We start from the raw sequence: 15,909 nt of genomic DNA on the forward strand, positions 1-15,909 counted from the left end.
GGCTTAACCCTTCGCCGGTGCTGGGGCGGCGACTGCCACTGGCGCGGCGCCGATGCGCACCTTGTCGCCAGGCTTGACGCCATCGAGCCTGGCGACGATGACGCTGGCGCCTTTGGCCAGGCCGGAGGTGACCTGGGCCATGCCTTCATCGTCGTTGCGCAGGCCCAGGGTGACCGGTTGCGCGACCACCTTGTTGCCCTCGATCGTGTAGACCACCTGCTGGCCTTTTTCGGTGCGCAACGCCGCCAGCGCCACCACCGGCGTGACGGCGGTCTTCTCGGTGGTGATGCCGCCCTTGGCGAACATGCCGCCGCGCAGCGCGCCGTCGGCGTTGTCGACGCTGATGTAGACCAGCATCGAGCGCGAGCCGGCCTCGGTGGTCGGGCTGATGCGGGCGACCTTGCCGGCAAAATCGCGCTGCGGGAAGCCGTCGACCTTGAAGCGCACGTCCTGGCCGACTTTTACGCGCGGCACTTCCGACGCCGGCACCTGCGCTTCCAAGGTCAGCTGGCGCAGGTTGACGATGGTAAACACCGACATGTCGGGCGCCACCTTTTCGCCCGCCTGCACGTGGCGCTTGCTGACCACGCCGGCGAGCGGCGCGCGGATCACCGTGTCGGCCAGCGCGATACGCGCCAGTTCGAGCTGCGCGCGCATGGCGTTGACGCTGGCCTGCGCCAGCTCGACGCTGTTGAGCGTCGTGTCGTAGGAATTTTGCGAGATGTAGTTCTGCTTGAGCAGCGCCTGGCTGTTGGCGTTGTTCTTTTTCGCCATCGACAGGCGCGCCGACGCCTCGTCGAGCGCGGCCTGCTGCTGCGCCACGCGGGCGCGCTGTTCGGCGGCGTCGAGCCTGGCGATGACCTGGCCGGCGACCACGTTCATGCCTTCCTGCACCGCCGTCTCCAGCACCACGCCCGACACCTTCGACTTGACGGTGGCCTGGGTCAGCGGCGCGAGCGAGCCCGACAGCGACAGGCCGAGCCGCACCTCGCGCGCCTCGACGGCGGCGACGTCGGCGCTGGAGAGCTCGTAGACGTCGACTTTCGGCGCGTCCTTGCCGCCTTTGGCATCCTTGGCCTGGGCCGTCGTGGCGGCCGGCGCCTTCGACTTTTGCAGGTAGGCATAGCCGCCGCCGGCCAGCAGCACGATCAGCAGCGCGGCGACGGGCTTTTTCCAGCGGCGAGGATGGGAGGTGGGATGTGCTTGCGCCAGCGGCAGGGTTTCGATTTTCATTGTTTGGTATCCGTTTTTGTTCTTCGCGACAGCGGGGGCGCATGGGCTCCGCCTGTGGGCAGTCGGAGCGTCATGCGCATGGTGACACTATAGAAAAAGACAACGCCGCTGTCATGGGAATGCGACAGGCCGCCAATTCGGCACGACGGACGGCATAAATCCCCGATAAAGCGCAAATCGTGTTTGCCGGAAACTTCCGCGCCCCCGGACGTTTGCGCCCGCGCAAGCGGTTTTCGGATTACGTGGCCAAAAATGAGCTGTCCGATAGTGATGCCGTTCGGTTAAGTGCAGACTGGAACTCGTGCGCGGGGGCGCGAACCGACAAAGGATGCTCAGTGGAAGACGTGATAGCTACCCTGCTGCCCGGCGCGGAACCGGAAGCGCCTGGCCTGGCCGCCCTCGAACTGCTGTACCGCCTGGTCGCCGCGGTCGAACTGACGCCGAACGTGGCGGTCCACAGCAGCGATCGCGATGGTGTGGTGCGCTACTGGAACCGCAGCTGCGCCGAGCTGGTCGGGCTGGCGCCGGCCGAGGCGCTCGGCCGACAGCTCACCAGCGTGATCGTCCGCCCGGGCTACGAAGCCGAGTTCGCCGCGACCATCGCCGCGATCTGGCGCACCGGCATCGCGCCGCCGCCACGCGAATGGCGCATCCGCCGCGCCGACGGCGCCGAGCGATGGGTCTGCTCGAGCCACTTCCCGGTCGCCCGCGACGGCGTCACCCAGCAGGTGATCTGCATGGAACTCGATGTCACCGGCCGCAAGACCGACGACCTGGCGCTGCTGCACGCCGGCGCCGATTTCCGCCGCCTGTACGAGCGCTCGACCGATGCCATGGTGCTGGTGCGCGGGCGCCAGATCATCGACGTCAACCCGGCCGCGCTGCGCCTGTTCGGCTGCGACGGCCGCGACACCATGGTGGGGCGGGCGCTGGCCGACTTCTCGCCGCCGCGGCAGCCGTCCGGCGAAGCGTCCGCCACGCGCGAGGCGGCGCTGGCGGCGCTGGCGGCGAACGACGGCAACCAGCGCTACGAATGGCTGTACCGCTCCTGCGGTGGCGAGCTGTTCTGGGCCGAGGTGTTGTTGACGTCGGTGGCGATCGACCACGAGCAGCTGTCGTTCGCGGTCATCCGCGACATCTCGCAGCGCAAGTCGGCCGAACGCACACTGACGATGGCCGCGCAGGTGTTCGAGAACTGCCGCGACGCCATCCTGATCCTCGACGGCGGCTGCCGCGTCGTCGCCGTCAACCAGGCGTTTAACGACATCACCGGCTTCGCGCCGGCCGACATCATCGGCCGCGAGGTACCGAGCCTGCGCTCGGGCGTGCACGAGCCGGCCTTCTACCAGGAAATCTGGGACTTCGTCGCGCTGCACGACCACTGGGAGGGCGAAGTGCTGTGCATGCGCAGCAACGCCGAGGAGTACCCGGTGTGGGCGGCGCTGACCGCCATTCGCGACGGCGGCGGCAAGGTGTCGAACTACATGGCCATTTTGTCCGACATCACCGACCGCAAGCAGGTCGAGGAGCACACCCGCCACCTGGCCGAACACGACTTCCTGACCGACCTGCCGAACCGCTTGCTGTTCCTCGACCGCTTGCAGCAGGCGCTGGCGACGGCGCGGCGCCAGCACACGCGGGTGGCCGTGATGTTCCTCGACCTCGACCGCTTCAAGGCGATCAACGACAGCTACGGCCACCAGGCCGGCGACGTCGTGCTGAAAGAAGTGGCGACGCGGCTGACGCGCTGCGTGCGCGGCGTCGACACCGTCAGCCGGCAGGGCGGCGACGAATTCGTCGTCATCCTGGCCGACATCGGCGGCGCCGACCAGGCCGCGCACGTGGCCGGCAGCGTGATGCACGCGGTGGGCCAGCCGATGAAGGTGCTCGGCCAGGAGATTGCGTTGTCGGCGTCGATCGGCATCAGCATCTTCCCCAGCGACGGCCACGACGTCGACACCTTGATGCGCCACGCCGACGTGGCCATGTACCACGCCAAGCAAAACGGGCGCAACGCCTTCCGCTTCTTCAGCCCGGAGATGAACGCCCACGTCGTCGAGCGGGTGCAGATCGAGAACAAGCTGCGCCAGGCGCTGGCCAACAACGAATTCGTGCTCGAATACCAGCCCGAGATCGACATCGCCAGCGGGCGCACCATTGGCGTCGAGGCGCTGATCCGCTGGCGCCATCCGGAGCGCGGCCTGCTGCAGCCGGACCAGTTCATCCCGATCGCCGAAGCGTCCGGCCTGATCGTGCCGATCGGCGAATGGGTGCTGCGCGAAGCGTGCGCGCAGGCGCGCGCGTGGCGCGACCAGGGCTGCCCGGTGGTGGTGGCGGTGAACCTGTCGAACGTCCAGTTCATCCACGACCACCTGCTGCAGTATGTCGACGACGCGCTGGCCGCGTCCGGGCTGGCGCCGCAGTTCCTCGACCTCGAAATCACCGAGGGCATGATCATGAAGGGCGACGCGGCGACGATCGACACCGTCAACGCGCTGCGCCAACGCGGCGTGCAGATCACCGTCGACGATTTCGGCAAGGGCTGCTCGAGCCTGTCGACCTTGCGCCGCTACCGGCTATCGAAGCTGAAGATCGACCGCTCGTTCATCGACGACATCACGCGCGAGCCGGACCACGCGGCCATCATCCCGGCCATCATCGCGGTGGCGCGCAGCCTGAAGCTGCGGGTGATTGCCGAAGGCGTCGAGACGGCCGAGCAGCTGCGCTTCCTGCAGCAGCACGGCTGCGACGAGTATCAGGGTCATTACGCCAGCATGGCGTCGAGCGAGCCGGATCTCAGGCGCCGGCATCCATGAGCGTGCTGGCGACGTCGAACAGGCGGATGCGCGCCAGTACCTGGCCGTGGTCGGACGCCTGCGGCAGTTCCAGCACCAGGTGATCGTTCAGGTAGACCACGTCGACCACTTCGCCGATCGCGTTCGGCAGCGCGCCGTTGAATTCTTCCGACACCAGGATATGGTCGATCGTCGTGTAGTGGCCGTCGTGCAGGCTGGAGAAACCGACGTGGCGCAGGTGGTCCTGGCGGCGCTGCAGCTGGTAGGCGTCGAACATGCGCTCGCCGAGCGGCGCGCCGGCGCCGAGCACGATGCCGGTGGTGACGGCGTCGGCCACGTCGTTGAAGTCGCCCAGCACCACGCGCGGGCGCTGGTGTTCGCGCGCCAGGTTCGACAGCAGCACGCGCAGCGCCACCGCCTCGGTGCCGCGCCGGATCAGCGAGCGCAGGCAGGCCAGCGCGTACAGCTGCGCGTCCTCGCAGCTGTCGCCGGTGCGGTAGTCGGGGCGCTTCGATTTCAGGTGGATCACCACCACGTCGACGGTCACGTCGGGCGAGACGATCACCTGCGCATGCACGACGGGGCGGGCGAAGCGGTCGGCGTCGCGGCTGCCGGCCGGCATCTCGATGCCGTTCGGGAACAGCGCGTGGGACACGCCGGGCGCCGCCAGCGGCAGGCGCGACACCAGCGCCACGCTCGGCGTCAGGCGCTCGGCGGCCGTATCGGGGTCGAAGCCGACGTGGTAGGCGTCGCGGTAATTGCGGGTGCGCGACAAGGCCAGCTTTAACGCCGCCTGCGAAAAAATTTCCTGGAAGCCGATCACATCGGCGTCGAGCAAGTCGATCTGGCGTGCCGTCCAATCGATCTTCGCCTCGAATTCTTCCTCGGTGCACGGCACCAGGTTGTCGTACAGTTTCGCGCCGGCGGGAGCGAGGTTGAAGACGTTAAAGGTCGCAAAGCGAATTTCCTGCTGCATAATAAGAAACTCCTCAATGAATGAACAGCGTATCACGCATGGCTAAGAAAGAGCACATTTCCGAAACGCCCGCGACCCAGTTCCTGCGCAAGCACCAGGTCGCGTTCAGCGCACATCCGTATGCGTACGAGGAAAAGGGCGGCACCGCGGTGTCGGCGCGCGAGCTCGGCGTCGACGAACACGCGGTCGTCAAGACGCTGGTGATGCAGGACGAGGCGGCGCGCCCGCTGCTGGTGCTGATGCATGGCGACTGCACCGTGTCGACCAAGAACCTGGCGCGCGCGATTGCCTGCAAGTCGGTCGAGCCGTGCAAGCCGGACGTGGCGAACCGCCACACCGGCTTCCTGGTCGGCGGCACCAGCCCGTTCGGCACGCGCAAGGCAATGCCGGTGTATGTCGAGAAAACGATTTTCGACCTGCCGCGCATCTACATCAACGGCGGGCGCCGCGGCTACCTGGTCGGCATGGATCCGGCCGAGCTGGTGCGCCTGCTGGCGCCGATAGCGGTCGAGGTCGCGCTGCCGTAATCCTTACATCAGCTTGATGCCGGGGAACGACAGCAGCGACGTCTCGCGCATGACGTGCACGAAGTCGGCCAGGTAGGCGTTGCCGGCCAGGTGTTTCGGGATCACCGCGTACAGCCGTCCGGTCAGGCCGTCGGGGCCGATGCGCTGGCGCGCCACATAACCGCGTTCAAGGTAACCATTGACCGCCCACAGCGGCAGCGCCGCAAAGCCGCGTCCGCTCGCCACCAGCTGCAGCATGCCGACCGTCAGCTCGGTGGTCCGCCGCGGCGGCTCGATGCCGGCAGGTTTGAGCACCTGTCGCACCAGGTCGAGCATGTCGTCCGGCACCGGATAGGTGATCAGGGCCTGGCCGGCAAAGTCGCCCGCTTCCAGGTACGGCTTGGCCAGGTAGCGATGGTTCAGCGGCAGCAGCGCCACCATTTCGAATTCGAACAGCGGGTGGAACACCATGTCGGTCTCGTCCTCGTCGATGTCGGAGACGATGGCCAGCTCGGCGCGGTCCTGGTGCAGCAGCCCGACCGGATCGGCCTGGAAGCCCGAGATGATGTCCTGCTCGACCTGCGGCCAGCGCTCGCGCAGCGCGTCCATCGACGGCATCAGCCAGTCGAAGCAGGTGTGGCATTCGACCGCGATGCGCAATTTGCCCGAGCCGTGGCCGGCCAGCCGCGCCAGGTCGCGTTCGGCTGTTTCCACCGCCGGCAGCACGCGCGTGGCCAGCTCGAGCAGGCGCTGGCCGGCCGCGGTGAACACGATCGGGCTCGACTTGCGCTCGAACAGGCTGGCCTGGTATTGCTCCTCGAGGATCTTGACCTGGTGCGACAGCGCCGACTGGGTCACGTTGAGCAGTTGCGCGGCGCGCGACATGGTGCCCGATTGCTTCAGCGCGACGAGGGTGCGCAGGTGGCGCAGTTCAAGCAGGGAATGGGTCATGAATTATTTTCAGATGGGCTGCAAAAAATTTCGTTTGAATTCTGCGTGGCGGGCGGTGATCATCATAACCATTATTCATACAAAATAGAAGTGAACATGATTAAGTCTCATATACTAGGTTTCCCACGCATGGGCCTGCAACGCGAGCTCAAGTTTGCCCTCGAGCGTCACTGGCGCAACGAAATCAGCGAGCAGGATCTCGAGGAGTGCGGCGCCATGTTGCGCCGGCGCCACTGGGCGCAGCAGCGCGATGCCGGGCTCGATTGTGTGACGGTGGGCGACTTCGCCTATTACGACCACGTGGCCAATCACATCCAGCTGTTCGGCTGCGAGCCGGCCAGGTTCGGCTTCAGCGGAGAAGAATCGGCGCTGGCGCGCTACTTCACGCTGGCGCGCGGCGTTGCCAGCGAACACCAGCACGAGCCGGCCTGCCACCATTCGCATGCTAGCGGCAAGCCGGCGCTGGAAATGACCAAATGGTTCGATACCAATTACCACTACCTGGTGCCGGAGTTCGACGACGCTACCCGCTTCAGCCTGGCGTCTGCCCGCCTGCTGGGCGAAGTGGCGGAGGCGACGGCGCTGGGCCACCGCGTCAAGCCGGTGCTGCTTGGCCCGCTGACCTTTTTGTGGCTGGGAAAATCTCGCACGGCCGGCTTCGACAAGCTGGCGCTGCTCGAGCAGTTGCTGCCGGCCTACATCGCCTTGCTGTGCCAGTTGAAAGAGGCCGGCGCCGAATGGGTGCAGGTCGACGAGCCGATCCTCGGCCTCGACCTGCCGGGCGAGTGGGCGCTGGCGTTCGAGCGCGCCTATCACATGCTCAACACGGCGCAGGTGCCGCTGCTGCTGGCGACCTATTTTTCGCCGCTGCAGGAGCACCTGAGCCTGGCGTGCAAGCTGCCGGTCGCCGGCCTGCACGTCGACCTCGTGCGCGCCGGCGAAGAACTGCAATCGGTGCTCGACTGGCTGCCGCCGCACAAGGTGCTGTCGCTCGGCATTCTCGATGGTCGCAACATCTGGCGCGCCGACCTCGACAAGGCGCTGCATCTGCTGGCGCCGGTGGTTGCACGGCGCGGCCAGCAGCTGTGGATCGCGCCGTCGTGCTCGCTGCTGCACACGCCGCTACGCCTGTCGGACGACGCCGCCATCGACGACGAACTGCGCAGCTGGCTGGCCGGCGCCGCCGACAAACTGGCCGAGCTGCGCATCTTGCAGCGCGCCGTCAACGACGGCGAAGACAGCGTGGCCGCCGAATTGCTGGCGGCGCGCAGCGCCATTGCCGCGCGCGCCGCCAGCCCGCGCGTGACGAACCCGGCCGTGAGGCAACGCGCCGCCCAGCTAGAGCCCGGCATCGACCGCCGCCACAGCGGCTTTGCGGCGCGCCGCGCCGGGCAGCAGGCGCGCCTGGCGCTGCCGCTGTTTCCGACCACGACGATCGGCTCGTTCCCGCAGACCGCGGCGATCCGCGCCGCCCGCGCCGCCCACAAGCGCAAGGAGCTGAGCGATGACGCGTACGAACTGGCGATGCGCGCCGAGATCGCCCACGCCGTGCGGCAGCAGGAAGAACTCGGCATCGACGTGCTGGTGCACGGCGAAGCCGAGCGCAACGACATGGTCGAATATTTCGGCGAGCAGCTCGACGGCTTCGCGTTTACCGCCAACGGCTGGGTGCAGTCGTACGGCTCGCGCTGCGTCAAGCCGCCGGTGCTGTTTGGCGACGTTTCGCGGCCGGCTGCGATGACGGTGCGCTGGACCGCGTATGCGCAAAGCCTGACGGCGCGGCCGATGAAAGGCATGCTGACCGGCCCGGTCACCATTTTGCAATGGTCGTTCGTGCGCGACGACCAGGCCCGCTCGGCGACCGCGCAGCAGATCGCGCTGGCGATCCGCGACGAGGTGCTCGACCTGGAGGCGGCCGGCATCGGCATCGTCCAGATCGACGAGCCGGCAATCCGCGAGGGTCTGCCGCTGCGCCGCGTGCTTTGGCCCGAATACCTGCAGTGGGCGGGGCGCGCGTTTCGCATCGCCGCCAGCGGCGTGGCCGACGACACGCAGGTGCATACGCACATGTGCTATGCCGAGTTCAACGACATCCTGCCGGAGATCGCGGCGATGGATGCCGATGTCATCACCATCGAGACGAGCCGCTCCGACATGGAGCTGCTGCGCGGCTTCGGCAGCTTCAGGTACCCGAACCAGATCGGCCCTGGCGTGTACGACATCCATTCGCCGCAGGTGCCGTCGGTCGACGCGATCGTGCGGCTGATGAAGAAGGCGGCCGAAGTGATCCCGGCGGCGAACCTGTGGGTCAATCCCGATTGCGGCCTGAAGACGCGCGCCTGGCCGGAAACGCAGGCGGCGCTGCGCAACATGGTGGCGGCGGCGCACCGGCTGCGCGGCGAAGCGGGCGGCGCGGCGCCCTGATTGGGGCGGCGATTGTCGCCGTCGCCATTTTGCTTTAATGTTGTCGTGACCGGGTGTCCGCGCCGCTTTCGCCGGTTGCCTGGGATGGTGTATATTCACCGGCCCGGCGACCGAGACCGGGTTCGATAACAAGAGAGAGACGATGACCGCCACCCTTATTTTTGTAATTGCCGCCTACCTGATCGGCTCGATTTCGTTTGCGGTGGTGATGAGCCGCGTATTCGGCCTGTCCGATCCGCGCACTTACGGCTCGAAAAACCCCGGCGCCACCAACGTCCTTCGCAGCGGCAACAAGAAAGCCGCGATCGCCACGTTGATCGGCGACGGCGCCAAGGGCTGGTTCGCCGTGTGGCTGGCCGAGCGCCTGGCCGACCAGTATGGCGTGACCGACGCCGGCATCGCGATGGTGGCGCTTGCAGTATTCCTCGGCCACCTGTGGCCGGTGTTTTTCCGCTTCGTCGGCGGCAAGGGCGTCGCCACTGCGCTGGGCGTGCTGATCGGCCTGAATCCCTGGCTGGGCCTGGCGACCTTGGTTACCTGGATCGTGATCGCGTACGCGTTCCGCTACTCGTCGCTGGCGGCGCTGATCTCGGCGTTATTTGCGCCGTTCTACTACGGCCTGCTGTTCGGCATCGACGAAAAGCTGTTCGCGGTCGTGGTGATGTGCGCGCTGCTGGCCTGGCGCCACAGCAAGAACATCAGCAACCTCATCGCCGGCAAAGAAAGCCGCATCGGCAGCAAATCCGCCCCCGCGGCCAAACCGCCCGCCACCAAGAAAAAGTAAGTGCTCCCAAAAACAGGGTCAGACCCGGTTAATCCATTGGCGGCACCATAAAAGCCGGGTCCGACCCCGTTTTAATTTGTCCTATTGAAATGCTATCGCTCGGGTCAATATAGGTGGCTGGTAAATAGGGAGCAAACATTGTGAGCAAACAGATCAGGATTGATTTCGTGTCGGACGTATCGTGCCCGTGGTGCGTCATCGGCCTTAAGTCGCTCGAGCAGGCGCTCGACAACGTCGGCGACCTGGCCGATGCCGAGCTGCATTTCCAGCCGTTCGAGCTGAACCCGAACATCGCGGCCGAAGGCGAAGACATCGGCGAGCACCTGGCCCGCAAATACGGCGCCAGTGCAGAGCAGCGCAACCAGACCAGCGAGATGATCCGCGCCCGCGGTGCCGAACTCGGCTTCGAATTCGGCCAGCGCGACCGCATCTACAACACCTTCGACGCCCACCGCCTGCTGCACTGGGCTGAAGAGCACGGCTTGCAGCGCGAGCTGAAGATGGCGCTGTTCGACTCGTACTTTACCGACGGCGACAGCCCCGGCTCGCACGAGGTGTTGGTGCGCGTGGCCGGCAAAGTCGGCCTCAATACTGCCGAGGCTGCCCGCATCCTCGCTTCCGACACCTACGCCGCCGAAGTGCGCGAAGCCGAGCAGTTCTTCCAGCGCCAGGGCATCAGCTCGGTGCCGGCGATCATCATCAACAAGCGCCACCTGATCTCCGGCGGCCAGCCGCCCGAGGTATTCGAGCAGGCGCTGCGCCAGATCCTTTCGCAGGAATAAGGCAACACCGCCGTCCTACATCATCGGGGTCAGACCTAGGTCTGACCCCGGTGTGATTCTTCGGCGCGATGTTGGTGCGCTGCACAAGAACGGTGCCAAATGCCGTGCAGGGCGACGCCAATTCGACTTATTCGTCGTGCATTTCCTCTTTTTCTAGCTGGCACGCCATTTGCTGATGGACAGGTAACGGCAGGCGCTCCTGCGCTTGCTCCGACTGTTCTCCAGCCGAGCTACGAGGAAATGATGAGCAACGATACCAAAACCACGCTGAACCGCCGCACCATCCTGAAAGCGGGCGCCGCTTCCCTCAGCGGCCTGGCCACCGGGGCAGTGTGGGCCGCCGGTTCCGACAAACCCGAAAAAGAGGAAGTCAAGGTCGGCTTCATTCCGCTCACCGATTGCGCCTCGGTGGTGATGGCGTCGGTGCTCGGCTTCGACAAGAAATACGGCATCAAGATTGTCCTGTCGAAGGAGTCGTCGTGGGCCGGCGTGCGCGACAAGCTCGTCAACGGCGAACTGGACGCGGCGCACGTTCTGTACGGCCTGATCTACGGCGTGCAGATGGGCATCGGCGGCGCCAAGAAGGACATGGCGGTGCTGATGAACCTGAACCACAACGGCCAGGCCATCACCTTGTCGAGAAAAGTCTCGGACAAGGGCGGCGTCGACGGCCCGTCGCTGGCCAAGCTGATGCGCACCGACAAGCGCGAATACACCTTTGCCCAGACCTTCCCGACCGGCACCCACGCGATGTGGCTGTACTACTGGCTCGCCACCTACGGCATCAATCCGATGAAGGACGCCAAGGTGATCACGGTGCCGCCGCCGCAGATGGTGGCCAATATGCGGGTCGGCAACATGGACGGCTTCTGCGTCGGCGAACCGTGGGGGCACCGCGCCATTGTCGACGGCGTCGGCGTCACCGGCGCCACTACCCAGGATATCTGGCAGGACCACCCGGAAAAAACGCTCGGCACCACCGCCGAATGGGTCAAGACCAATCCGAACACGGCGCGCGCGCTGGTGGCAGCGGTGCTCGAAGCGAGCAAGTGGATCGACGCGTCGCTGTCGAACAAGACCAAGATGGCCAGCACCATCGCCGACAAGTCGTACGTGAACACCTCGGTCGACGTCATCAACCAGCGCATCCTGGGCCGATACCAGAACGGCATGGGCAAGACCTGGGACGACCCAAACTACATGAAGTTCTATAACGACGGCAGCGTCAACTTCCCGTACCTGACCGACGGCATGTGGTTCATGACCCAGCATAAGCGCTGGGGCCTGCTCAAGGGCGAGCCGGACTATCTGGCCACCGCCACCGCCGTCAACCAGATCGCGCTGTACAAGGAAGCGGCCACGATGGCCAAGGCGAACGTGCCGAAGTCGCCGATGCGCACCACGAAGCTGATCGACGGCGGCATCTGGGACGGCAAGAACCCCAAGGCGTACGCCGACTCATTCAAAATCAAAGCCTGATGGAGGAGCAGCACATGAGCGCAGTACTCGACCCCGCAACACACGGCGCCGCCAGCGTCCCACTATCGAAGGCGGAGCCGGAAAAGCGGCGCCGCAGCCAGCGCCTGGCCAGCCGGGGCGTGCGTATCGGCCGCAAATCGAACTTCAACGTGATCCTGCTGAAGGTGCTGCCGCCGTTTCTCGGCGTGGCGCTGCTGGTGCTGGTGTGGCAGATCATCTCGGCCAAGAACACCAATTTCCCGTCGCCGGCGGTCACCGGGGCGGAGGCGCTGCGCCTGTTCGCCGATCCGTTCTACAGCAACGGCCCGAACGACCAGGGCATCGGCTGGAATATTTATGCGTCGCTCAAGCGCGTGGCGGTCGGCTTTGGCCTCGCCGCGGCGGTGGGCATCCCGCTCGGCTTCATGATCGGGCGCTTCAAATTTTTGGCAGGGATGTTCAACCCGGTCATCAGCCTGCTCAAGCCGGTCTCGCCGCTGGCCTGGCTGCCGATCGGCCTGTTGGTGTTCAAGGCCGCCGACCCGGCCGCGATCTGGTCGATCTTCATCTGCTCGATCTGGCCGATGATCATCAACACCGCCGTCGGCGTGCAGCGCGTGCCGCAGGATTACATGAACGTTGCGCGCGTGCTCAATCTGTCGGAGTGGAAGATCTTCACCAAGATCCTGCTGCCGTCGGTGCTGCCGTACATGCTGACCGGCGTGCGCCTGGCGATCGGCACCGCGTGGCTGGTAATCGTCGCCGCCGAAATGCTGACCGGCGGCGTGGGCATCGGCTTCTGGGTCTGGGATGAGTGGAACAACCTGAACGCCCCGCACATCATCATCGCCATCGTGGTGATCGGCGTGGTCGGCCTGCTGCTGGAACAAGCGCTGGTCGCATTGGCCAAGTCGTTCACCTACGAAGAAACCGGAGCCTGACATGCACGCGCAAAAATTCATCGAAGTGCAGGGCGCCGAGATGCGCTTCGATACCAGGAAGGGCAGCTTCCATGCGCTCACCGACATCAACCTGACGGTCGCCCAGGGTGAATTCGTCACCCTGATCGGCCACTCCGGCTGCGGCAAGTCGACGCTGATGAACCTGATCGCGGGCCTCACCACCGCCACCGAGGGCGTCCTGATCTGCGCCGGCCGCGAGATCGCCGGGCCGTCGCCCGAGCGCGGCGTCGTCTTCCAGAACCACTCGCTGCTGCCGTGGCTGACCTGCTTCGAAAACGTCCACCTGGCGGTCGAGCGCGTGTTCGGCGCGAAGGAGTCGAAGGCGCAGATGCGCGAGCGCACCACGGCCGCGCTGGCGCTGGTGGGTTTGAGCGCGGCGGCGTCCAAGCGGCCCAACGAAATCTCGGGCGGCATGAAGCAGCGCGTCGGCATCGCCCGCGCGCTGTCGATGGAGCCGAAAGTGCTGCTGATGGACGAGCCGTTCGGCGCCCTCGACGCGCTGACCCGCGCCCACCTGCAGGACGAGCTGCTGCGCATCGTCGCGCAGACCGGATCGATCGTCGTGATGGTCACCCACGACGTCGACGAAGCGGTGCTGCTGTCGGACCGCATCGTCATGATGACCAACGGGCCGGCGGCGACGATCGGCGAGATCGTCGACGTCAAGCTGGCGCGCCCGCGCGACCGGGTCGCCCTGGCGCACGACGCGCTCTACATCGATTACCGCACCCGGGTGCTGGAGTTCTTGTATCACCGCCAGGCGCGGCCCGACAAGGAAGCGGCCTGAAGCAATCAGCCTGACCAAGCCTAGCTGATGTCGAGGACGAGCGGCTGGTGGTCGGACGCGACCGTCTCCGACTGCACCTCGACGGCGGTGAGGCGCGGCACCAGGTCTTCGGTGACGAAGAAGTAGTCGTAGCAATCGGGCTTGTCCGGCCACGCAAAGCCGTGCAGGCCGGCCGTCGGCATGTGCGACTGGCCGGGATGCGTCGCGCTCCAGGCGTCCACCAGCGGCAGCGCGATCGCTTCTTCGGGCGCGATCAGCTCCGCGTATTCGGGCGAGCCGGGATTGAGGTTGAAGTCGCCGCAGTAGATCGCCGAGCCCGGACGAAAGCCCAGCTGGTACGGCGCATCGAGCGTGGGGTCGGGCTCGAAGGTGCGGGCGCGCTCGCACGCTTCCCAGTGCAGATACCGGATCTGGCGCACCTGCGCGATGCGCTGGGCCAGCGAATAGTATTCGAGATGGGTGGTGAGCACGCGCACCTTGCCGCCTGGCGCGTCGATGACCGCCTCGATCATCCCGCGCGGCATGCCCGGCGGGCTGGACGGATCGGGCGGCCAGGGCAGCAGGTGGCGGTGCACCTGGGTGATGCGGAATTTGGAAAACAGCACATTGCCAAACAGTCGCGGCAGGTTGTTGCGGTAGATCTCGCTGACCGGCGCCTGCACTGAATGGTAGGCACCGAACGCACCGGCCAGTTGCTTGAACTGGTCGCAAGTGGCGCCGCCTTCCAGCTCGGGGTGGTTCGAGGCGACCTCCTGCAGGCAGATCACGTCCGGATTGAGGTTGCGCAGCACGTCGATGATGGCGTGGATTCTGATCCTGCCATCCTTGCCGCATCCCCAGTGTATGTTCCAGCTGACAATCCGCATGCCGCGCCTCCGGAAAAACTGCACCCGGCTGATAGTGGCATTTTTTGGCGGGGGACGGGAACACCGTTGGATACGGCTACAAAATCTGTTCTCCGCCGCGTCCGGGGTCTGACCCAGCGGGGTCAGACCCCGGACGCGCTGCTTAAACCACCTTGATTTCGTCGAGCGGCCACCGCGGCCGCACATTGAACGAATAATCCTTCTGCGCCGCCTCCGGATTGATCTGCAGGCGCATGGCCCCGGCGAACGCGATCATCGCGCCGTTATCGGTGCAGAACTCCAGCTCCGGATAAAACACCCGAAACTTCTTCGCGACCGCCGCCGCATCAAGCGACGCGCGCAGCTGCGAATTGGCGCCGACGCCGCCGGCGATCACCAGCCGCTTCAGCCCCGAATGCTTGATCGCGCTGACGCATTTGGCCGTCAACACGTCGACGATCGCATCGACAAACCCGCGCGCGATATCGGCCTTGTCCTGTTCGCAGATATTGGCGATGACTTTTTCTTCGTGATTTTTCACCACCGTCAGCACCGCCGTCTTCAGTCCCGAAAAACTGAAATTGAAGTCCTTCGAATGCAGCATCGGGCGCGGCAGCTTATACGCGGTCGGGTCGCCAAATTCGGCCAGGCGCGAAATCGCCGGCCCGCCCGGATAGCCGAGGCCGAGCAGCTTGGCCGATTTGTCGAACGCCTCGCCGGCGGCGTCGTCGAGCGTCTCGCCGAGCAGCGTGTACTGGCCGACGCCGTCGACCCGCATCAGCTGCGTGTGTCCGCCCGAGACCAGCAGCGCGATGAACGGAAACTGCGGCGGCTCGGCCGCCAGCAGCGGCGACAGCAGGTGGCCTTCCAGGTGATGCACGCCGAGCACCGGTTTGTCGGTCGCCAGGCCAAGCGCGCAAGCGATCGACGAGCCGACCAGCAGCGCGCCGGCCAGGCCCGGGCCCTGGGTATAGGCGATGGCGTCGATCTCGGACAGCGCGATGCCGGCGCGCTCGAGGGTGTGCTCGAGCAGCGGGATGGCGCGCCGGATATGGTCGCGCGAAGCCAGCTCCGGCACCACGCCGCCGTACTCCTCGTGCATCGCCACTTGCGAGTGGAGGGCATGGGACAGCAGGCCGCGTTGCGTGTCGTACAACGCAAGGCCGGTTTCATCGCAGGAGGATTCGACGCCGAGAACGATCATGGAATGCAGACAAAGGGGGGAAGGCGTCATTGTAAAGCACCGCTGGCCAGGGGGCAGACCCCGGTGTGGCTTTGTTCGGGTCTGACCCTAATGCCGCTAAGTTAAGCTTTAGTCGCATTTTCTTGTTGTAAACTTTCGGCCGAAGTGTTAACTTTCTGGCTGATGCTGTCCGATGCCCTCCCACTGGTTATTGATTTGCCCC

13 protein-coding genes are annotated in these 15,909 nt (G+C 65.7%); 8 read left to right on the forward strand and 5 right to left on the reverse strand.

Annotated elements, in window-relative coordinates:
- Positions 1-3 precede the first annotated feature (3 nt).
- Positions 4-1,233: an efflux RND transporter periplasmic adaptor subunit gene (locus ACP7DD_RS23715; RefSeq protein ID WP_426177484.1), complete on the reverse strand. Its 1,230-nt coding sequence runs from the start codon at positions 1,231-1,233 to the stop codon at positions 4-6.
- Positions 1,234-1,568: 335 nt separating this feature from the next.
- On the opposite strand from ACP7DD_RS23715, the gene ACP7DD_RS23720 reads away from it, so the two are divergent.
- Positions 1,569-4,049: a sensor domain-containing protein gene (locus ACP7DD_RS23720; RefSeq protein ID WP_426177485.1), complete on the forward strand. Its 2,481-nt coding sequence runs from the start codon at positions 1,569-1,571 to the stop codon at positions 4,047-4,049.
- On the opposite strand, the gene ACP7DD_RS23725 is transcribed toward ACP7DD_RS23720, so the two are convergent.
- Positions 4,030-5,004 carry an endonuclease/exonuclease/phosphatase family protein gene (locus ACP7DD_RS23725; protein WP_426177486.1) on the reverse strand — a complete coding sequence of 325 codons (975 nt, stop codon included), beginning with the start codon at positions 5,002-5,004 and terminating at the stop codon, positions 4,030-4,032. The genes ACP7DD_RS23720 and ACP7DD_RS23725 overlap by 20 nt on opposite strands.
- A gap of 38 nt (positions 5,005-5,042) precedes the next feature.
- Here ACP7DD_RS23725 and ACP7DD_RS23730 point away from each other — a divergent pair, with 38 nt between their 5' ends.
- The gene (locus tag ACP7DD_RS23730) at positions 5,043-5,531 is read left to right on the forward strand and encodes an aminoacyl-tRNA deacylase (RefSeq protein ID WP_426177505.1); all 489 of its coding nucleotides are present in this window, start codon (positions 5,043-5,045) and stop codon (positions 5,529-5,531) included.
- Between the two features lie 3 nt (positions 5,532-5,534).
- Here the strand turns inward: ACP7DD_RS23730 and ACP7DD_RS23735 are convergent, their stop codons facing one another.
- The gene (locus ACP7DD_RS23735; RefSeq protein ID WP_426177488.1) at positions 5,535-6,461 is read right to left on the reverse strand and encodes a LysR family transcriptional regulator; all 927 of its coding nucleotides are present in this window, start codon (positions 6,459-6,461) and stop codon (positions 5,535-5,537) included.
- Between the two features lie 96 nt (positions 6,462-6,557).
- On the opposite strand from ACP7DD_RS23735, the gene metE reads away from it, so the two are divergent.
- The 6 genes from metE (at position 6,558) to ACP7DD_RS23765 (ending at position 13,658) form a co-directional block, all read left to right on the forward strand.
- On the forward strand, positions 6,558-8,885 hold the full coding sequence (metE, locus tag ACP7DD_RS23740; RefSeq protein WP_426177489.1) for a 5-methyltetrahydropteroyltriglutamate--homocysteine S-methyltransferase: 2,328 nt from the start codon (positions 6,558-6,560) through the stop codon (positions 8,883-8,885).
- Positions 8,886-9,027: 142 nt separating this feature from the next.
- The gene (gene plsY, locus ACP7DD_RS23745) at positions 9,028-9,669 is read left to right on the forward strand and encodes a glycerol-3-phosphate 1-O-acyltransferase PlsY (protein WP_426177491.1); all 642 of its coding nucleotides are present in this window, start codon (positions 9,028-9,030) and stop codon (positions 9,667-9,669) included.
- A gap of 140 nt (positions 9,670-9,809) precedes the next feature.
- Entirely contained in the window at positions 9,810-10,451 is a 642-nt protein-coding gene (locus ACP7DD_RS23750; RefSeq protein WP_426177492.1) for a DsbA family oxidoreductase, read from the forward strand.
- A 243-nt stretch (positions 10,452-10,694) separates the two neighbouring features.
- Positions 10,695-11,930 carry a CmpA/NrtA family ABC transporter substrate-binding protein gene (locus tag ACP7DD_RS23755; protein ID WP_426177494.1) on the forward strand — a complete coding sequence of 412 codons (1,236 nt, stop codon included), beginning with the start codon at positions 10,695-10,697 and terminating at the stop codon, positions 11,928-11,930.
- Between the two features lie 14 nt (positions 11,931-11,944).
- Positions 11,945-12,850 (forward strand): nitrate ABC transporter permease, encoded by a 906-nt coding sequence (gene ntrB, locus ACP7DD_RS23760; protein ID WP_426177496.1) that lies wholly within the window; start codon positions 11,945-11,947, stop codon positions 12,848-12,850.
- Position 12,851: 1 nt separating this feature from the next.
- Positions 12,852-13,658 (forward strand): ABC transporter ATP-binding protein, encoded by an 807-nt coding sequence (locus ACP7DD_RS23765; RefSeq protein ID WP_426177498.1) that lies wholly within the window; start codon positions 12,852-12,854, stop codon positions 13,656-13,658.
- Between the two features lie 20 nt (positions 13,659-13,678).
- Here the strand turns inward: ACP7DD_RS23765 and ACP7DD_RS23770 are convergent, their stop codons facing one another.
- Positions 13,679-14,524 carry an endonuclease/exonuclease/phosphatase family protein gene (locus ACP7DD_RS23770; protein WP_426177500.1) on the reverse strand — a complete coding sequence of 282 codons (846 nt, stop codon included), beginning with the start codon at positions 14,522-14,524 and terminating at the stop codon, positions 13,679-13,681.
- A gap of 142 nt (positions 14,525-14,666) precedes the next feature.
- On the reverse strand, positions 14,667-15,707 hold the full coding sequence (gene tsaD, locus ACP7DD_RS23775; protein WP_426177501.1) for a tRNA (adenosine(37)-N6)-threonylcarbamoyltransferase complex transferase subunit TsaD: 1,041 nt from the start codon (positions 15,705-15,707) through the stop codon (positions 14,667-14,669).
- Between the last annotated feature and the right edge of the window lie 202 nt (positions 15,708-15,909).

Source organism: Massilia sp. TWR1-2-2 (assembly GCF_049897565.1).
GTDB lineage: Bacteria > Pseudomonadota > Gammaproteobacteria > Burkholderiales > Burkholderiaceae_D > JAFCUW01.